Annotated in this window: 19 protein-coding genes; 6 read left to right on the plus strand and 13 right to left on the minus strand. The window is 66.7% G+C overall.

The annotated features are described in order from the left end of the window. Window positions 1-4 precede the first annotated feature (4 nt). From EWM63_RS31545 to EWM63_RS31595, 11 genes are all read right to left on the minus strand, one after another. Window positions 5-685 carry an urease accessory protein UreF gene (locus EWM63_RS31545; protein ID WP_130190718.1) on the minus strand — a complete coding sequence of 227 codons (681 nt, stop codon included), beginning with the start codon at window positions 683-685 and terminating at the stop codon, window positions 5-7. Next, a complete protein-coding gene (gene ureE, locus EWM63_RS31550; protein WP_130190055.1) occupies window positions 685-1,203 on the minus strand; it encodes an urease accessory protein UreE in 519 nt (172 codons plus the stop codon). The genes EWM63_RS31545 and ureE overlap by 1 nt, the downstream gene beginning before the upstream one ends. Window positions 1,204-1,218: 15 nt before the next feature. After that, a complete protein-coding gene (gene ureC / locus EWM63_RS31555) occupies window positions 1,219-2,931 on the minus strand; it encodes an urease subunit alpha (RefSeq protein WP_130190056.1) in 1,713 nt (570 codons plus the stop codon). Between the two features lie 17 nt (window positions 2,932-2,948). After that, window positions 2,949-3,287, minus strand: coding sequence for an urease subunit beta (locus EWM63_RS31560; RefSeq protein ID WP_130190057.1), 339 nt, complete (start codon window positions 3,285-3,287; stop codon window positions 2,949-2,951). Window positions 3,288-3,295: 8 nt separating this feature from the next. Beyond that, on the minus strand, window positions 3,296-3,598 hold the full coding sequence (locus tag EWM63_RS31565; protein ID WP_130190058.1) for an urease subunit gamma: 303 nt from the start codon (window positions 3,596-3,598) through the stop codon (window positions 3,296-3,298). Window positions 3,599-3,622: 24 nt separating this feature from the next. Continuing rightward, entirely contained in the window at window positions 3,623-4,486 is an 864-nt protein-coding gene (locus EWM63_RS31570; RefSeq protein ID WP_130190059.1) for an urease accessory protein UreD, read from the minus strand. 136 nt (window positions 4,487-4,622) lie between these two features. Further along, complete coding sequence (locus EWM63_RS31575; RefSeq protein ID WP_130190060.1) at window positions 4,623-4,853, minus strand: hypothetical protein; 231 nt, start codon at window positions 4,851-4,853, stop codon at window positions 4,623-4,625. 249 nt (window positions 4,854-5,102) lie between these two features. Continuing rightward, window positions 5,103-6,212, minus strand: coding sequence for a hypothetical protein (locus tag EWM63_RS31580; protein WP_130190061.1), 1,110 nt, complete (start codon window positions 6,210-6,212; stop codon window positions 5,103-5,105). Window positions 6,213-6,366: 154 nt separating this feature from the next. Continuing rightward, window positions 6,367-8,115, minus strand: coding sequence for a DUF885 domain-containing protein (locus EWM63_RS31585; protein ID WP_130190062.1), 1,749 nt, complete (start codon window positions 8,113-8,115; stop codon window positions 6,367-6,369). Next, window positions 8,112-9,764: a SulP family inorganic anion transporter gene (locus EWM63_RS31590; protein WP_130190063.1), complete on the minus strand. Its 1,653-nt coding sequence runs from the start codon at window positions 9,762-9,764 to the stop codon at window positions 8,112-8,114. Before EWM63_RS31590 ends, EWM63_RS31585 begins: the two co-directional genes overlap by 4 nt. Window positions 9,765-9,864: 100 nt before the next feature. Further along, window positions 9,865-10,440, minus strand: coding sequence for a TetR/AcrR family transcriptional regulator (locus EWM63_RS31595; RefSeq protein ID WP_130190064.1), 576 nt, complete (start codon window positions 10,438-10,440; stop codon window positions 9,865-9,867). Between the two features lie 105 nt (window positions 10,441-10,545). Here EWM63_RS31595 and EWM63_RS31600 point away from each other — a divergent pair, with 105 nt between their 5' ends. From EWM63_RS31600 to ku, 3 genes are all read left to right on the plus strand, one after another. Continuing rightward, window positions 10,546-11,598, plus strand: a complete 1,053-nt coding sequence (locus EWM63_RS31600) for an aldo/keto reductase (RefSeq protein WP_130190065.1) — start codon at window positions 10,546-10,548, stop codon at window positions 11,596-11,598. Window positions 11,599-11,844: 246 nt separating this feature from the next. After that, window positions 11,845-12,837, plus strand: a complete 993-nt coding sequence (locus tag EWM63_RS31605; RefSeq protein ID WP_130190066.1) for an SDR family oxidoreductase — start codon at window positions 11,845-11,847, stop codon at window positions 12,835-12,837. A gap of 8 nt (window positions 12,838-12,845) precedes the next feature. Then, entirely contained in the window at window positions 12,846-13,874 is a 1,029-nt protein-coding gene (ku, locus tag EWM63_RS31610) for a non-homologous end joining protein Ku (protein WP_130190067.1), read from the plus strand. 39 nt (window positions 13,875-13,913) lie between these two features. Here ku and EWM63_RS31615 read toward each other — a convergent pair whose 3' ends face one another. Then, a complete protein-coding gene (locus tag EWM63_RS31615) occupies window positions 13,914-14,555 on the minus strand; it encodes a PA4824 family protein (protein WP_130190068.1) in 642 nt (213 codons plus the stop codon). A gap of 446 nt (window positions 14,556-15,001) precedes the next feature. On the opposite strand from EWM63_RS31615, the gene EWM63_RS31620 reads away from it, so the two are divergent. The 3 genes from EWM63_RS31620 (at window position 15,002) to EWM63_RS31630 (ending at window position 17,862) form a co-directional block, all read left to right on the plus strand. After that, on the plus strand, window positions 15,002-15,463 hold the full coding sequence (locus EWM63_RS31620; RefSeq protein ID WP_130190069.1) for a carboxymuconolactone decarboxylase family protein: 462 nt from the start codon (window positions 15,002-15,004) through the stop codon (window positions 15,461-15,463). A gap of 53 nt (window positions 15,464-15,516) precedes the next feature. Further along, a complete protein-coding gene (locus EWM63_RS31625; RefSeq protein ID WP_130190070.1) occupies window positions 15,517-16,926 on the plus strand; it encodes an HD domain-containing phosphohydrolase in 1,410 nt (469 codons plus the stop codon). Window positions 16,927-17,049: 123 nt separating this feature from the next. Continuing rightward, the gene (locus tag EWM63_RS31630) at window positions 17,050-17,862 is read left to right on the plus strand and encodes an isocitrate lyase/PEP mutase family protein (RefSeq protein WP_130190071.1); all 813 of its coding nucleotides are present in this window, start codon (window positions 17,050-17,052) and stop codon (window positions 17,860-17,862) included. Here EWM63_RS31630 and ligD read toward each other — a convergent pair. Beyond that, window positions 17,847-19,227, minus strand: a 1,381-nt coding sequence (gene ligD, locus EWM63_RS31635; RefSeq protein WP_130190719.1) for a DNA ligase D, incomplete at its 5' end; no start/stop codon positions are given. The genes EWM63_RS31630 and ligD overlap by 16 nt on opposite strands.

A 19,227-nucleotide genomic window follows, 5' to 3' on the forward strand; every position in this document is an offset into this window, starting at 1 on the left:
CTATTCAAGACCGGTAGACCCGGCTGTACTGCACCTCGTGCCGCATCGACAGCAGCGACAGGCCCGGTGTCCAGTTCGACAATTCATGTTCGGCCAGCGACCGGGCGCACAGCGCCGCCGCCTCGATTTCCGGCCGCAGCGCCAGCAGCAGCCGTTGCCCGGCCACCTGCCCCAGCGGCACCGACTTCACGCACACGAGCACCTGGTTCTCCACCCACGAGAACAGCAGGGCCAGCAGCGCTTCCTCGTGGGGGATGCCCAGGGCCGATACGGCGCACGCATAGGCGGCCACCAGCGGCACCTCGCCGCCCTCCTTCAGCATGGCCAGCGCGCCTTCGTCGGCGATGCCCAGTTCCTCGATCAGCCGGGCCAGCGAATACCCCATCTGCACCGTCTCGGCCCGGAACTCCGCCGTGTCGCGCGACGCGATTGCGCGCTCGGACAGTTCCGCCACGCGCAGGGCATCGCGCGCCGTGAACGCTTCCATCAGGCGCCAGCACAGCGGTGCTTCCCACAAGGCCACCACTTCGTGCAACTGCCGCGCGATCCACGCATGCGCGCTGGCGGCGTCCTTGACGATGCCCTGCTCCAGCGCCGCTTCCAGCCCTTGCGAATAGCTGTAGGCGCCGATCGGCAATTGCGGGCTGGCGAACTGCAGCAGGTGCAGCAGCTGGGCGGCGGCGATCATGACGCAGCCTCCTTCGGGTCGCCCGGCCGGTGGATCTTCTGGCGCAGCGGTATCGGCGCCAGCGGGCCCTGGCCATGGTCGTGGTGGTGATGGCCGCCGCCGTAGGCGCCGGACTCGGGCTCGAACGGCGCCTGCTCCTCGATGACGGTGGCGCCCAGCCCGCGCAGCATGTCCTTCAGCACCGCATCGGCGCGTATCCGCAGGAAGCCGTCGGCCACCTGCGCCTGCGTGTGCCGGTTCCCCAGGTGGAATGCGCAGCGCAGCAGGGCCAGCGCATCGGGCGCGGTCACGCGGTAGGTCGCCTCGGGCGCCGCCACCACGCGTACCACGCGGCCATCCTCGCCGGTCAGCAGGTCGCCATCGCGCAGCACGGTACCGCGCACGGTGAAGATGGCGACTTCCTCGCCGCTGTCGAGCGCGGCGCGCAGCCGGCATTTCTCACGCAGTTCGTAAGGCAGCACGAGCGACGCGTCGACGCGCTCGGCATGGTTCAGTTTCGTGTGCAGGGTCAGCATGGGATCGGCGATACATCAAAAGAGAAAATAGCGCTGCGCCATCGGCAGGATGTCCGCCGGTTCGCAGACCAGCAGCCGCCCGTCGGCGCGCACTTCATAGGTTTCGGGATCGACTTCCATCACCGGCGTGGCGCCGTTGTGGATCATGTCGCGCTTGCGGATGGTGCGGGTATTCTTTACCGGGATCAGCGTCTTGCTCAGTTGCAGCCGCTCGCCGATACCGGCATCGAACCCGGCCTGCGAGACGAAGGTGAACGATTTTTTCAGGCCGCCGCCAAAGGCGCCGAACATCATGCGGTAATGCACCGGCTGCGGCGTGGGGATCGACGCGTTCGGGTCGCCCATCTGCGCCGCCGCGATCATGCCGCCCTTCAGGATCATCGATGGTTTCACGCCGAAGAACGCCGGCTTCCACAGCACGATGTCGGCGATCTTGCCCACTTCCAGCGAGCCCACCACGTGCGACACGCCATGCGTGATGGCCGGGTTGATCGTGTACTTGGCGATGTAGCGCTTCACCCTGAAATTGTCGTTGCGCGAGGAATCCTCCGGCAGCGACCCGCGCTGCACCTTCATCTTGTGCGCCGTCTGCCATGTGCGCAGCACCACTTCGCCCACGCGGCCCATGGCCTGCGAGTCGGACGACATCATCGAGATCGCGCCGATGTCGTGCAGGATGTCCTCGGCGGCGATCGTCTCGCGCCGGATCCGCGATTCCGCGAACGCCACGTCCTCGGCGATGGCCGGGTCGAGGTGGTGGCACACCATCAGCATGTCGAGGTGTTCGTCCAGTGTATTGACCGTGAATGGCCGCGTGGGATTCGTCGACGACGGCAGCACGTTCGATTCGCCGACGGCGGCGATGATGTCCGGCGCGTGGCCGCCGCCGGCGCCCTCCGTGTGGAAGGTGTGGATCGTGCGATCCTTGAACGCGGCCAGCGTTTCTTCGAGGAAGCCGCCCTCGTTCAGCGTGTCGCTGTGCAGCGCCACCTGCACGTCCATCCGGTCGGCCACGGAAAGGCAATTGTCGATGGCGGCCGGCGTGCTGCCCCAGTCCTCGTGCAGCTTCATGCCGATGGCGCCCGCCTCCACCTGTTCTTCCAGCGGCCGCGGCAACGACACGTTGCCCTTGCCGAGAAAGCCCAGGTTCATCGGGAACGCGTCGGCCGCCTGCAGCATCGAATGGATGTGCCAGGGCCCCGGCGTGCACGTGGTGGCCGCCGTGCCGACGGCCGGACCGGTGCCGCCGCCCAGCATCGTCGTCACGCCGCTCATCAACGCCTCTTCGATCTGCTGCGGGCAGATGAAGTGGATGTGGCTGTCGATGCCGCCGGCCGTGACGATCATGCCTTCGCCGGCGATGATCTCGGTGGCGCCGCCGATCGCCATCGTCACGCCGGGCTGGATGTCCGGGTTGCCGGCCTTGCCGATGCCGGCGATGCGGCCGTTCTTCAGGCCGATGTCGGCCTTCACGATGCCCCAGTGGTCGATGATCACGGCATTCGTGATCACCGTATCCATCACGTCGGCATGCACGCGCTGCGACTGGCCCATGCCGTCGCGGATCACCTTGCCGCCGCCGAACTTCACTTCTTCGCCATAGATGGCGTAATCCTTCTCGATCTCGATGAACAGCTCCGTGTCCGCGAGGCGGATGCGGTCACCCGTGGTGGGCCCGTACATCTCCGCATATGCGCGGCGGGAAATAGTTGCACTTCGGGTTGCCATCTGATCTCCTTTTTTAGTTATGTTGGGTCCGGCTCGCCGTCCGGCTTGTCCTTCAGCTTGCCCATGACCTGGCCGGCAAAGCCGTAGACTTCGCGGTCGCCGGAAACCGCCACCAGTTCCACGGTGCGCTGCTGGCCCGGCTCGAAGCGCACCGCGGTGCCGGCGGCGATATTGAGCCGCTTGCCGTAAGCCTTCCAGCGCTCGAACGACAGCGCGTTGTTCGCCTCGAAGAAATGGAAATGGGAGCCGACCTGGATTGGCCGGTCGCCCACGTTGGACACGACGATCGTCACCGTTTCACGGCCATCGTTGATCGGCAGTTCGCCGTCCTCTAATCGGTATTCGCCCGGGATCATGTTTCACCTCACGGTATCGGGTTGTGGACGGTCACCAGCTTGCTGCCGTCCGGGAAAGTCGCTTCGACCTGGATGTCGGGGATCATCTCGGGGATGCCTTCCATTACCTGGTCGCGGGTCAGTATCTGTGTGCCCTCGGACATGAGCTGCGCGACGGTTTTGCCATCGCGCGCGCCTTCCATGATGGCTGCCGTGATCAGCGCCACCGCTTCGGGATAATTGAGTTTCAGGCCGCGTGCCAGGCGGCGTTCAGCCAGCAGGCCGGCGGTAAAAATAAGCAGCTTGTCTTTTTCGCGGGGGGTCAGGTCCATGGATCTCTTTCTTGGAATGCGGCGTCAGGTGCGCCAGCTGCGCAGGTCGGTGGCGGCGCGGCCCAGCATCGCCGGGCGAACGATGCGCCAGGCGGCCAGCATCAGCTCGCGCGCGGCTTCGCTGTCCTGCCCGAGCCAGCGCACGCACAGCACGTTCTTCATGTGGGTGACGCCGTAGCACGGGCCGTCGGCCAGCGCGCGCAGCGCGGCCACCGTGTCGGCGCCAATGGGCTTGCCGGCGGCCAGCAACATCGCCGACACCGTGTGCCCACCCAAGCCCAGCGGGCTGGCCAGTGAGGCCGGTGTCAGCGCCCCCTGCTCCCACCATAGCAGCCGGCCGCCACGGCGCACCGACGTGCGCTGGCCGACCCGGCCCTTGGTAAACGTTTCTCCGGACGCGCGGCGCCCGAGGCACAGGATTTCACAACCGAGATAGCTCGCGTCCGCCGCCAGCGTCACGTGGTGGTCGAGTTCGACGTGGGCGTCGTTGAAGAAGATGGTTTCCTGCGGCAGCCATTCCAGCGCGCCGCCCGCATCGACCGACAGGTGGATGCGCTGGCGCGACACGCGCCCGTTGGCGCGGTACCACTTGGCCGCGCCGGGCGACGTCAGAAGTGCATAGGTGTCGGCGTTCAGGCGGACGTCGACCGCCAGTTCGTCGCCCCCCACCACGCCGCCGGGCGGATGGACGATGATGGCGTGGCAGATGGACGGGTCTTCGGGATACAGCGGTTTTTGCACGCGCAGCGGGCCGCTGTGCTCGCGCCGCGTCAAGCGTGTGGTATCGCTATCGCGGGTAAACGCCAGCGTGAGCTGCGCCCGCCACGCGGCATGGTACGGCGGCGGGGCCAGGTCTTGCGCAAGCGGGCGTTCCGGACAATCGGGCATGGGCGTTCAATTAACGATAACCCTGTGCTAACAGCAAGTTGCGTGCCAGCATTTAGACGGCATTGCGCCGTGTCGATGCACCATGTCGGGGCGAGTGCACCGCCATGGTGCAATCTATCCGCGAATTCTCACATCGCTACCGCAAATCGACGGGTTCGCTCTCGTCCAGCGTGTAGCGCACGTTGCGCAAACCGTTCACGCGCAGCAGTTCGCGCACCGTCAGGCCGGCAGGATCGGCGCTCTGGCGATTCTGGCGGTGCTCGTTGCGGATGATTTCGCCGGCGATTTCAATATCGCGCAGGCGATAGGGCGTGTTGACGACCAGCGGTTGGTCGGCGTCGTTGTACCAGATCTGGTAAAGCGGCATGGCGGTAGTCCAGTAAGGTTGAGAAAGCAATGCTGTTGAGAACGTTTGCACCATTATGACGACAAATCGGCAATATTGCGCATAAAGATTCATTAACGAAGCAATGTTGCAACATGATGGTGCAGACCTTACTGTGGCGGCCACCAGACCGCATGGCAAGGCATCCCAGGTATGTGCAGACGATATGGCTGACCGTGCCCTCGGCCACGTGCACGGATCCCTGCCTGGCCGATGCGATATGGCTGCGGGTTAATCGAGCCGTGGTGCGGCCGAACAACCCGGCTGCTCCATCAGTTTCCCGGGCATGGTATGGTCATGCGGAAGCTTGAGCTGCAACTCCGCGCTCATGCCACTTTCGTCGATTCCTGCAATGGGCCGCGTGGGCGTGGCAGAAAAGCGCGTAACGTAAGCGTTGCCATATTGTGCGCGCGCGGTTGCCTCGAACCGTTCGCGCGCGGATTTGCTCAAATCGGTCGGCAAGCGACGGGCGATCTGCACGAGGACCAGGACGCTGCGACCATTTCTGATCGTGGGACTGAAGAGCAAACGGATGGGCTGGCCGTCGCTGGCCTTGAGCTGCGCGCTTGCAGAGCTCATCGCACAAATCGTCTTGACGGTTCCTGCAAATTCGCTCAACAACTTGCTGTCCATATCCCCCATGTCCGAGAACCTGATGCGCGCGCCCTTGGCATCCAGTCCGTATGCATGGCTGAGCCGTGGGTTGTAGTGAAACCTCATGTTGCCGGTCGGTTGCAGGTTTAACGCTGACGCCTGTGCAGCCGTCATGCCAAGGCAGGCGCCCGCAAGACACAATTTCCCGTCCACGTCGCTCGCGTCGGCCGATGCGGCGCGACCGCCGGCCGGCGTCGGCCCCAATGGCGGCGCGCCCGCTGCGGCCGGCGGCGCAACCGTTGACGCGGTTGCCGCCGCCGCCGCAGCGATGTCGCCGGCGATTTTGCAGAAATGTTCGCGGACCGCGGATGCCGGAGATTCGACACCAGGCGGATTGTTGTAGACCAGTGCCAAGGAAACACCGCCCGGCACATTGGCAAACGACAAACCCAGCGATCCAGTCCGTCCACTGGCAGTACGCTGGCTATTTTGCGCCACCACGGCAAGACTGGCGGCATCCTTTGCCGTTACGGACCAGCCATTCCTCTCCAATACCGCTTGCACGGCAGCATACGCGGCCGGCGCACTGCCGGTAGTCGTGGCGAAGCCGGTAAACGCGATGCCTTTGTCAGGGCCGGTACCGACGCTGAAATTCGACAGGCAATCAGCTGCAAATACAAGGCTTGCGTGACCGGAAAGGACAAGAGGCAGGGCGAGCCTGGTGACTCGGGCAAGAATAGGCGACATGGACCGGACCGATTATTAAATGGCAACTTTACCATGCGGTCGGCCATGCAAAATACACGCAATGTCACAACGCGGAGCATTCGATTGCAAATCAAAAGTCGGGCAAGGCGATACCAGGGGTTCCAGGTCGTCATTCCGGGAGCCGGCGCAACAATCAATACGGCCCCTTCCCGCCTTCGTCGATGAACCGGTCGATCCTGGCCTTCAGCACGGGCAGCGGCACCGAGCCCAGTTCCAGCACCGTGTCGTGGAACGCGCGGATGTCGAATTTCGCGCCCAGCGCAGCTTCGGCTTTTTTCCTTGCGTCGACGATCGCCATCTGCCCCAGGTAATACGACAGCGCCTGCCCCGGCCATGAGATATAGCGGTCCACTTCCGTTTCCACCTCGTGGCGCGACAGGGCCGTGTTGTCCATCAGGTAGCGCTGCGCCTGTTCGCGCGTCCACCCTTTAGAGTGGATGCCCGTGTCGACGACGAGCCGGGATGCCCGCCAGGCCTGATAGCTGAGCATGCCGAACACCTCGTACGGCGTTTCATAGATGCCCATTTCCGTGCCGAGCCGCTCGGAGTACAGTGCCCAGCCCTCGCCATAGGCGGAGATGTAGGCATTGCGGAACGCGGGCCGGCCACGCTGCTCCATTGCCACCGGCATCTGGAAGGCATGGCCGGGCGCCGATTCGTGCAGCGTCAGCGCGGGCAGGCTGTACAGCGCGCGCGACGGCAGGTCGTAGGTGTTGACGAGGTAGACGCCCGGGCCGCCGCGGCCCGACGTGTAGTACGGCGCCTGGTCCGGCGGCACCGGAATGATGGCGAAGCGGCTACGCGGCAAGCGGCCGAAATACTGCCCGGCCTTGCCGTCGAATTTCTTCGCGACCCAGGCGGCGCGCATCAGCAGTTCTTCCGGCGTCTTCGCATAGAAGCGCGGATCGGTGCGCAGGAAGCGCAGGAAGGCCGGCAGGTCGCCGTCGAACTTCACCTGTTGCATCACGGCCGCCATCTCCGCGCGGATCTTCGCCATTTCCGCCAGGCCGATGCGGTGAATCTCGTCGGCGTTCAGCCCCGTGGTCGTGTATTCGACGATCTTCGACTGGTAGTACGCCTTGCCGTCCGGCAAGCGCTCCGCGGCCAGGTCTTGCGTAGCGCGCGGCACATACTCGCCGCGCATGAAGCGCAGCAGTTCGGCGTGCGCCGGGATCACGTGCTCGCCGATCGCTTTTACCGCCGCGGCGCGCAGGCGGGCCTGCTCGGCGGCCGGGATCGTGGCCGGCATGTCCTTGAACGGCGCATAGAACGGCGTGGCCTCGGGCTTCGCTTCTGCCACGACGGCGATCGTCGCGTCGCGGCCGGCCAGCGTTACCTTCGGCGGCGTGAAGCCGCGCGCCAGGCCCGCGCGCATATTGGCGACCTGCTCGCGGAAATAACGCGGCACGTCATTGAGCTGGGCCACGTAGCCGGCGTAGTCGTCCTGCGTGCGGAACGGCTTGCGCGCCTCGTACGTCATGTTGAACCAGAACGAGGAATCGGCGTTCAGCGGCTTTTCGTATTCCCGGAAGCGCACGTTCGTGGCCAGCGCCGCCACCTGCGCGCGGTACACGGCAAGGTTGATGCGCTCGGCCGGCGACAGGTCCGCTTCCGGCACGCCGTCGAGCTGCCGGAGCACGTCTTCCCAGCGTTCGCGGCGCGCCGCCTGGCTGGCGGCGTCGACCTGCGGCAAGGCCGCCGCGATGCCGTCCGTTTCATCTTCCTCGTTCTCCAGCCGCTGCTGCTGGCGCCACTGCCATTCACTTTCGTAGATGGCCCGCAGGCGGGCATCGCCATCGCCGGGCGCCGCGGCGGCGAACGGCGTGGCGGCAAATGGGAGCACAAACAGGCAGGCGGCAAGCGCCGCGCCGATCTTTGTCATGGATGGTCCTTGTTATCTGTGTTCAGGTAGTCGCTGGCCATCGCCGTGCTGAGGAACAGCTTGCCGTTCAGCTGGTCCAGCAGCGTGCTGTCGCGCAGCCGGTCCATCACGGGGCCCTTCACTTCGGCCAGGTGCAGGCCGATGCCGCGTGCCCGCAGGCTGGCATTGAGTTCGGACAGCGCGAACAGGGCCGTGGTATCGATCGAGCTGACGGCCAGCATCGTCAGCACGAGGTCGCGCGTGGCGGGATGGTCGCGCAGTTCGTCCTCGATGCGTTCGTTGACGGCTTCCACGTTCCCAAAGAACAGGTTCGCGTCGATGCGCAGGATCAGCACCGCCTCGGAACGCGTGGCCGCATAGCGCTCGACGTTGCGGAAATGCTCGGTGCCGGGAATCCTTCCAAGCACGGCGATGTGCGGCCGGCTGGCGCGCCAGATCAGCGTGCCCATCGACAGCACCACCCCGACGATCACGCCCGCCTCCACGCCCAGCGCCAGCACGCCGATGCACGTGACGAGCCAGGCCAGCGCATCGCCACGGTCGTAGCGCCACGCCGTTTTCAGCGTGTCCAGTTCCAGCATGCCGAGCACGGCGACGATGATCGTTGCCGCCAGCGTCGGCAGCGGCAAGAGCGCCAGCCAGCCGGTGGGCAGTACCAGCGCCATGGCCAGCAGCACGGCGGAGATGACGCTGGCCAGCGGCGTGTTGGCGCCGGCGGCGAAATTGACGGCCGAGCGCGACAGGCTGCCCGTGACGGGGAACGCGCCGGACACCATGCTGGCCACGTTGGCCGCGCCCAGGCCGACCAGCTCGCGGTTCGACACGAGCTTCTCACCGCGCTTTTGCGCCAGCGTCTGCGCCGCGCTCATGCTCATCAGGAAGACGACGAAGCCGATCAGCAGCCCCGGCTGCAGCAGCTCGCGCCAGTGCGATGGCGACGTGGCCAGGTTCAGTTGCGGCAGCCCCGTGGGCACGGGTCCGGTCAGCCGGATACCGTGGCCGCTGCCGGCAACGCCAGCCGCGACCGCGGCCGTGGCGGCCAGCACGACGACCATCGGCGCCAGCTTCGACAGCACGTCCGCCGCCGTGGCTGGCATGCCGGTGCGTTTCAGCAGCCTTGCCAGATGGCTTCTCGCCAGCAGCAACAGCGCCAGCGATACACAGCCAAGCACCGCGCTCGGCAGGTGCGGGTGCTGCAGCGGCCCGCCCAGCAGCGGCTTGACCTGGCCCCAGGCGATGACGAGCGACGAGCCGACCGTGAACCCGCTCATCACGGGCCGCGAAAAGAAATTGGCGAGAAAGCCCAGCCGCAGCAGGCCGCACAGCAGCAGCACCGCTCCCGCCACGAGCGCCAACTGAGCCGCGAGCACGCTGTGCAGGCCGGGCGCGCCGGCGGCCAGTGGCCCGATCACCGCGCCCGTCATCAGCGACACGATGGCCATCGGCCCCACCGACTGCGTCATGCTGCTGCCGAACAGCGCATACACGAGCGGCGGCAGGATGCTGGCATACAACCCCGCCACCGGCGGCAAGCCGGCCACCAGCGCATAGGCCATCCCCTGCGGCACCAGCATCATGGCCACGACGATCCCCGCACCAATATCCCCGGGCAGCGCCGCGCGGCGGTAATGTCTGAGCCAGTCGAGCATGCTGATGAAACCTGTTATGACCTGTAAAGGCGCAAGCCTATCACGGCAGAGTTCGTGTCCACCATGGGGCCAGGCTTGAAATCGGACACGAGCCCGGCTGTCACGCCGGCGGCGCCACCAGCGTGGCGGTCACCGCTGCCAGGATTTCCTGCGACAGGGCTTCATCCGACACGGCCCGCGCCAGCACCATGGCGCCGACCATTGCGGCATAGGTGGCGATCGCATGGCGGCGGCGCTCGTCGTCGCTGCTGCCCGGCGATGCCGCCGCCAGCAGCGCGAACTGGGCCTGCGCGCGTGCGGTCACCGCATCGCGCACGGCTGGCCCGGCGCGTGAAATGTCGGCACCGAGCGCGGAGATCGCGCAGCCCTGCCCCGGATTGTCTCGATGCGCGGGCGACAAGTAGGAGCGCACTACTGCACCCAGCGCGTCGCCGGGTTGCTGCGCCATCATTGCCTGCCAGTGGTCGCCAGCTCCGTCGAGCGCACGGCTCGCCGCTTCGCCCAGCAGCGCTTCCTTCGAATCGAAATGGCCGTAGAAACCGCCATGCGTGAGGCCCGCCGCCTTCATCAGGTCCGCCACGCCGATGCCGTCGGCGCCTTTTTCGCGGAACAGCCTTGCTGCCGTGTCCACGATACGTTCCCGGTTCTGCGCCGCCTGTTCGCGCGAAACTCTCATGCTGCCTCCTGAAAAGATGCTTGACATTATACATGATGGTCGTAATATAAGCTTCTTAAATGACGAACGTCATGTAACCAGATGAACCACCGTGAAGGAATCACCATGCTTTACAAAAGCTTTGGCCGCCGCAGCGGCTTGCGCGTCTCCGAACTGGCACTGGGCACCGGCAATTTCGGCACCGGCTGGGGCTATGGCAGCGAGCGCGACGAGGCAAAGGCCGTGTTCGACCGCTACGCGGCCGCCGGCGGCAACTTCATCGACACGGCCGATGGCTACCAGGGCGGCCAGTCCGAAGCGCTGGTGGGGGACTTCATCGCCGCCGACCGCGACCATTTCGTGCTGGCCACCAAGTTCACGCTGGCCGGCCCAGGCGGCGTCGGCGGCACCGGCAACAGCCGCAAGGCGATGGTGCAATCCGTCGAGGCCAGCCTGCGGCGGCTGAAGACGGACCGCATCGACCTCTACTGGGCCCACTTCGCGGATGCCCACACGCCGGTCGAGGAAATCCTGCGCGCATTCGATGACCTGGTCAGCGCCGGCAAGATCCTGTACGCCGGGCTGTCCAACTTCCCCGCCTGGCGCATCGCCCGCGCCGACGCCATCGCCGAACTGCGCGGCTGGGCACCGCTGGCCGGCGTGCAGATGGAATACAGCCTCGCCGAACGGGGCGCGGACCGCGAACTGCTGCCGATGATCGAAGGCCTCGGCCTGGGCGGCGCACTGTGGTCGCCGCTCGGCGGCGGGCTGTTGACGGGCAAATACCGCAACAATGAACAGGGCCGGCTGCAGGGCTTCGGCGGGCGGCTCGTGCACCTGGAGGATTCCACGCGCGCCACCGCCACGCTGGACGCCGTGCTGGCCGTCGCCGCCGAGGTCGACGCGCCGCCGGCCCAGGTGGCGATCGCGTGGCTGCTGCACCGCGATGCCGCCTCGGCCACCGCGCTGGTCCCGATCCTCGGCCCGCGTACGCTGGCCCAGCTCGACGGCACCCTTGGTGCGCTGGACGTGCGGCTGTCGCCCGAACAGTTCGACCGCCTCGATCGCGCCAGCGCCATCGCCCAGGGCGCTCCGTACGACACTATCGCCCAGACCGCCGACGCCATTGCCGGCGGCAACGCGGCACTGCTGCTGCCACGCAAGGTGCCGGTCGCTTGACAAGAGCGGGGACGGACCGGATCGCCGGACCGTCCTGCTTGGAGAAACATCTGCGAAGTCGGTCCTGCGCCGCTGCTTCGCACGGGCTGGCATTGCCTCAAAACAGGGGTACGTCCCCAGTTTTTCCTGCATACAAGGCAGTCGGCAATCCGGGACGTTCCGGGTCTTGCCATTTGTGCGGAAGCGCACTGTAAGGAATGGCATGGGCGCCAATACTGTTCCCTCGATCATTGGGAGAACCGTGAAATGTCCAACTCCGAAAACAAGGCACAGAACGTAGGCAACCTGCAGCGCGAGATCCAGCAGCAGCAGGACAGCAAGGATGCCGCCAAGACGCAGGGCGGCAGCGAACAGAAGGAAGAGCAGGCCGTGCAGGCTGGCACCCATGCGTTCCCGGAAACGCCGCTGCCCGACCAGCACCTGGACAAGCCCGGCATCGAAGCAGAGATGGAACTGAAGCCGCAATTCCTGGCCCCCGGCTACAAGGGCAGCGGCAAGCTCGAAGGCATGAGCGCGATCGTCACGGGCGGCGACTCCGGCATCGGCCGGGCGGTGGCCGTGCTGTATGCGCGCGAAGGCGCCGACGTGGCGCTGGTCTACCTGCCCGACGAGCAGCAGGATGCCGAAGAAACGCGGCGCCACATCGAGGCCGAGGGCCGCCGCGCCCTGCTGATTCCCGGCGACGTGCGCGAGATGGCCTTCTGCAGCCGCGCCGTCGAGGAGACCGTGAAGGCGTTCGGCAAGCTCGATATCCTCGTCAACAACGCCGCCTTCCAGGAGCATGCCGATTCGCTCGAGGACATCACCGAAGAGCGCTTCGACCTGACGATGAAGACCAATATCTACGGCTACTTCCACATGGCGAAGGCCGCCCTGCCGCACCTGAAGAAAGGCGCGTCGATCATCAACACGGGCTCCGTCGTGGGCCTGCGCGGCTCATCCAAGCTGCTGGATTACTCGTCCACGAAAGGCGCGATCCACGCGTTCACGATGTCGCTGGCGTCGAACCTGATCGAGAAAGGCATCCGCGTCAACGCGGTGGCGCCCGGCCCCGTGTGGACGCCGCTGAACCCGGCCGACCAGACGCCCGACAAGATCAAGGAATTCGGCGCCAGCACCGACATGAAGCGCCCCGCCCAGCCGGAAGAACTGTCGCCCGCCTATGTGTTCCTGGCGTCGCCGGCCACGGCCAGCTACATCAGCGGCATCGTGCTGCCGGTCACCGGCAGCATCGGCTAGGAGGCGCCATGGCCCGCTCGCTCTGGAAAGGCGCCATCAGTTTCGGCCTGGTCCACATCCCGGTCGACTTGTACTCGGCCGTGAAGCAGAACGAGCTGGACCTGACCATGCTCGACAAGCGCGACTTCTCGCCCATCGGCTTCAAGCGCTACAACAAGGGCAACGGCAAGGAAGTCGCGTGGGACAACATCATCAAGGGCTATGAGTACACGTCCGGCGAATACGTGGTGTTGTCCGATGAAGACCTGAAGCGGGCCAACGTGAAGGCCACGCAGACGATCGATATCATCTCCTTCGTCAACGCCGAGGACGTGCCGCTGACCTACTACGAAACGCCGTACTATCTCGCGCCGGGCCGCGGCGGCGCCAAGGTGTATGCGCTGCTGCGCGAAACGCTGCGCCGCGCCGGCCGCATCGGCATCGCCACGGTGGTGATCCGCACGAAGCAGCACCTGTGCGCGCTAGTGGCCAGCGAAGACGGCATCATCATGAACACGTTGCGCTACGCGGACGAGATCCGCGATACCGAAGGCCTGGACCTGCCCGCCAAGGGTCTGAAGGGGGCCGGCATCTCGGACAAGGAACTCAAGATGGCGTTGTCGCTCGTGGAGGGCATGGCCGAAGACTGGGACCCGAGCCTGTACCACGACACGTACAAGGAAGACGTGCTGGCGCTGGTCGAGAAGAAAGTGAAGGCCGGGCAGACGAAATCGATCACGATGCCCTCGAAGGAAACCGAGGCGAAGCCGGCGTCCAATGTCATCGACCTGGTGGCGCTGCTCCAGCAATCGCTGGGCAACCGGCCGGGCAAAGGCAAGAAGGCGGCGGCGGACGAGGACGACGACACGGTCGACGATGCCGGCGACGAGGAGGATGCACCGGCGCCGAAGAAGAAGGCGGCACCGCGCTCCGGTGCCCGCGGCTCGGCACGCGCGGCACCGGAGACGGGGGCGGCCAAGGCTGCCGCGTCGAAGCCGGCGGCAGCGAAGAAGACCGCGGCGAAACCCGCAACCGCCACGCGCAAGAAGGCGGCCTGACGGCGCAGGCCAGGAAGCGGCTGAAAGCGGGCCCGCCCTTCAGCGCTGGAACACGTAGGTGAGGCCGACCGTCGCGAACCGGCGGCGGCCATCGCAATCGTGCAGTTCGCCATAGCCGGCGTCGAGATCCAGCACGTCCTGCACCACCGTCCAGCGTGCGCCCGCCTGCCAGCCGCGGCTCGCGCCCCGCTCGCCGAATACTTCGAACGTAAGACCCCCGCGCCCGCGCGTGGTTTCCAGGGCCGCGGCCCAGATGCCTGCACGCTGGTGCGACATACCGTGGCGGATCGCGCCGGCATTCACGTGCGCGGTCGCCCAAGACGCTAGCGGCACGCTGGCGATCAGGTTCACGGTCTGGTCGCGCGATGTGTCCGGGCCGGCGATGCGCTGTTCCGAGACCGCGGCGCCCACGCCGAAGCCGTCTTCCGACAGGGGGCGCAATACCGTCTTTGCACCGATCACGATGGCGCGGTGGAATTCCCCACCGCTGCGGACATTGCCCGCGCCGATCCCGACCTCCCAGTGCTGCGCCACGTTGCACGCGGGCGCCAGCCAGCGCTGGCCCGGGCCCCGGCTGGCCGATGCCTCGACCTGGCAATCGCCGGGCGCGAGTACCGAAGCATCGTCGGTGACGAGCGGCCGGCCCGCCTGGGCGGCTATCGGCAGCAAGAGGAGGGACATGGCAGCGCACAGCCGCGCGAATCGCATACGGGTCGGTTCAGGCATCGGATCAACAATGGTAGTCGGGACAGCGACCGGGCGGTCGCGCGATTCGGGCGGGGGTCGGGGCCGAAGGATTGCACGGTAATAGTGCTATGCGGCAATATTAACACCGGCATCCCGCTCGTGCACCTCTTGAAGATTTCTCTGTAGCAATCACGCTACATGCCATTTCCTGCCTGAAATCCAGGCGTGCAAAGATAATTCCGTAAAATCAAATACTTAATGAACGGACATGGCGCCGATGCACAAGCTTATCCACAGTTTTTGTTAACAACTCCTTGCCTGGGTCAGTGCGCTGCAAAAGCAGCCACGGCTGTCACAACCGTGGGCGCCCCGCCGTCTAAGGCTGGAAGGCTGCGCACGGTGCGCCGCCCGCCATCGATTCCATTGATAAGGAAACCACCATGTCCCAGGCACGCATTCCCCTGTTCTCCCTCGCGCCGAAAAGCCTGCAGGCGATGATCGCGCTGTCGCAGGCCGCCAAGGCCAGTTCGCTGGGCGAGCGCATCGTCGAACTCGTCAATTTACGTGTCTCGCAGGTCAACGGCTGCGGCCTTTGCGTGGACATGCACTGGCGCGACCTGGTCCGCCAGGGCGCCGATCCGCGCCACCTGAACACGGTGGCCGCATGGCGCGAATCGCCTTTCTTCGATGCGCGCGAGCGGGCCGCGCTGCGCTGGGCCGACGCGCTCAATGCCCTGCCGCAGCGCGACGACACCGATGCCGCCTACGGCGAGTTGCGCGAGCATTTCAATGAAACGCAGATTGCCGAACTGGGTTATGCGATCGCCGTGATCCGCGGTTGGAACGTGATCAACCTGTCGCTTCGCAACCCGATCCCGGTCAACCCGCCGCCGGGCATGTAAGGCTGCCGCTGCCGCCCTTGCCGGCGGCGCCCCGCGCCGCTACAGTACCGGCCATGATGCAATCCGACACCGCAGCCCTGGACGATGCCGTGAGCGCGCTGGCGATGACCGGCGACCTCGCGATGGGCCAGCCGGCCGGCCATTCGGCACGCGTGGCGGTGCTGGCGGCACGTGTGGCCGCCGCCGATGACGCCGGCCCCGATGGCGTGGCGGCGGCGCGGCTGGTCGCGCGGTTGCGCTGGTGCGGCGCCACGGCCAGTGCGGGTGGGTTCGCCCGGCTGCTGGGCGACGACGTGGCGGGACGCGCCGCGATGCTGGCGCGCACCCTGCCGCGCCCTCACCCGCTGACGTTCGCAAGTGTCGCACCGTTGGCACGGGCGCAATGCGAGGTGGCCACCTGCATTGCACGGATGCTCGGTCTTTCCTCCACCGTCGAGGAAGGCTTGCGGCACGCCTTCGAGCATGCCGATGGCGGCGGCCTGCCGGCGCAACTGGCCGGCGATAGCGTTCCGCCCGTCGTTTTCCATGTGGCGCTGGCCGGCGACCTGGAAGTGCTGTCGCGCGCCCATGGCCTCGACGAGGCGGTGCGGCGCATCGGCCGCCTCGCCGGCCGCAAGTACCCGGCCGACCTCGCGCGGCGCATGCTGCCACAGGCGCGCGAGTGGCTTGATGCGCCGCACGATGCCGCACCGCTTCTTGCCGGAAAGGCGAGCCTGGCACTGGTGGCCGACGTGCTGGAACTGAAGCTGCCCTGGCTGGCCGGTCATGCGCGCCGCGTGGCCGCCCTGGCGCGCGACGCGGCAACGCTGGCCGGCCTGCCACTGGAGCAGGCGCGGTTGCTGGAACGTGCCGCCCTGGTCCACGGCCTGGGCCGCGCAGCCATTCCGAATCCCGTCTGGGAGCGCAATGGCCGCCTCCAGGCGCCTGACTGGCACGCCGTGCGCCGCGCGCCGTATTGGACGTCGCAACTGACAAGCCACGCGCCGGCACTTGCCGATGCGGCGCACCTTGCCGCGCATGCGTATGAACGCCTCGACGGCAGCGGCTATTTCCGCCGCCTGCCCGCCGAAGCGCTGGACCCGGCACACCGCCTGCTCGCCGCCGCCACGGCCTGGGCGGCCTTGCGTGCGCCGCGGCCGTGGCGCGCCCCCTATGACCCGGCCGCCGCCACCGCCCTGCTGGCAGCACAGGCGGGCCGCTTCGACCGGCGTGCCGTGGAAGCCGTGACCGCGGCCGCGCGGGCCAGCCGCCCTGCCGCGCCACGCGACGGCGGACCGCTGACGGACCGCGAGCTCGAGGTGCTGCGTCAGGTCGGGCGTGGTGCCCACCCATGGGAAGCGGCGCGCGCCTTGCGCATCAGCACCGGTGCCGTGCGCACGCACGTCGACAGCATTCTCGGCAAGCTGGAATGCGCTACGCGACCGGCGGCCATGCTGAAAGCGCTGGCGCTGGGCCTCATCTGAGGCTGCCCCTGGGCCGCGGCGGTATCACGCGGCCCCGTACGGCGTTTTTATTGGATGCGCCTCTGGAATTTCACCGACACCGTGGCTGAGTCCTTAAAATAGTGTTTTTGACAAGGAGACCCGATGGATACCGTATTCCAGGCGCTGCATCGCCAGCCGCAACCGCTGATCCTGACGAACGCCTGGGACGCCGGCAGCGCGCGGCTCATCGCCAGCCTGGGCGCACAGGCGATCGCCACCACCAGCGCCGGCGTGGCCTGGTCGCTGGGTTACCGCGATGGCGACCAGTTGCCGCTGGACGAACACGTGGCCTGCGCGCGGCGCATCCGCCGCGTGATCGACGTGCCGCTCAGCGTGGACATCGAGAGCGGCTATTCGGACGATCCCGCCGCGGTGGGCACGGCGGTGGCGCGCTTCATCGATGCGGGCGCGGTCGGCATCAATCTGCAGGACGGCTCGGCGCCGCCGGAATTGCTGTGCCGGAAAGTGGAGGCGGCGCGCGCCGCGGCGGCGCGGGCCGGCGTGAACCTGTACATCAATATCCGCTGCGACGTGTTCGCGCGCCAGCTCGTGCCGGCCGATGCGCTTGTCGAGGAAACGCTGCGGCGCGCCCGCTGGTACCGGGAGGCCGGGGCGGACGGGCTGTTCCCGCTGGCCGTAACCGACATGACGCAGATCGCGGCACTGGCCGCCGGCACCGACCTGTTGCTGAACGTGATTGCCTGGCCCGGGCTGGCGCCGGTCGCCGAACTGGCCGCGCTGGGCGTGCGGCGCGTGAGCACCGGCTCCTGGCTGCCGCAAACGCTGTGGGCGCACGCCTCCCGCGTGGCGGGAGATTTCCTGGCGCATGGCCGGTCAGGCGCGATGGTCGATGAAGCGCAGCCCTACGGCGACATCAACGGCCTGCTGCCGGCACCCGATCACGCGGGCTTGTAACCCATCTGCTTCATCGCCTTCGTGATGCTGGCGGCGCTCTTCGCATAATCGGCCCACGGCGTGTTGCCGTGGTCTAGCCGGGTATGCGCGGTGGCCACGGTCCAATGGTCGCCGCCTTTCAGGTGTTCCAGCTCGCTCCAGGCCACGGGTACCGAAATGCCCATGCCGGGCCGTGCGCGCGCCGACCAGGCGGCCGCCGTGGTGGCGCCGCGGCCATTGCGCAGGTAATCGATGAAGATCTTGCCGACACGGTTCTTCGGGCCGCTCTTGAAGGCAAAGCGGTCCGGCAGCGTGCGCGCCATGTGCTCGACGATGAAGCTGGAAAATCCTTTCACGACGTCCCAGCCGTGCTGCGGCTTCAGGGGCACCACCACGTGCAGGCCCTTGCCGCCGCTCGTCTTCAGGAATGCCGGCAAGCCCAGTTGCTCGAGGAAGGCGCGCATCAGCTGCGCCGCTTCCTGGATCTGTTGCCATGACACGCCCTGCCCCGGGTCGAGGTCGAACACCATGCGGTTCGGCTTGTCGTAGTTTTTCGCGAACGCATTCTGCGTGTGGAACTCGACCACGTTCCACTGCGCGCACGACAGCAGGCCCTGCACGTTGGGCACCTCGAGCATGGTCGGGTGCTCCGGGTCGAGCTCCTGCGGCAGCTGCTTCACGCCGGGCAGCTTGCCGACCTCCGAATGCTTCTGGAAGAACAGCTCGCCGCCGACGCCGGCCGGCGCCCGCACCAGCGCCAGCGGCCGGCCCTTCAGGTGTTCGAGCATCAGTCCGGACACGAGCGCGTAGTAGCGCACGAGGTCGATCTTCGTCATGCCGCTGACCGGGTCGATGCACCGGTCGGGGTTGGTGACCTTCAACGTCGTCGGCAGCTTGCTGTCTACGTCGGAATCGGCCAGGGGATCGGCCTTCGCTGCCTTGGTGGCGTTGGTGGCCTTGGTGGCCGTCGTCGAACGCTTGCCGCTCTTCAATTCGGATTGGGGTTGCATGACATCCTCCACATGGGTAGCCTGCTCGCGGCGGATGCTCGCCGCCTTCTTGTCGGTGCGCAGGCCATGGAATACGGAATGGCGGATCGAGCCGCTGCCCGTCCACTCGCCGAACGTGACTTCGGCCACGAGCGTGGGCTTGACCCAATGCGCTTTCTTCTCGATCGCCTTGGTGGGCGCGAAGGGGTTCGTGTCGCTGGCCACCTTCTTCAGTTTGGCGATGATGTCGCGCAGCGATGTGTCGTTGAAGCCGGCGCCCACGTTGCCGGCGTAGTGCAAGGTGCCTTCGTCGTCGTAGTACCCCAGCAGCAGCGAACCGATGCCCACGCGGGAACCCTTTGGATCCGTGTAGCCGCCGATGACGAATTCCTGGCGC

The organism is Pseudoduganella lutea (genome assembly GCF_004209755.1).
GTDB lineage: Bacteria > Pseudomonadota > Gammaproteobacteria > Burkholderiales > Burkholderiaceae_D > Rugamonas > Rugamonas lutea.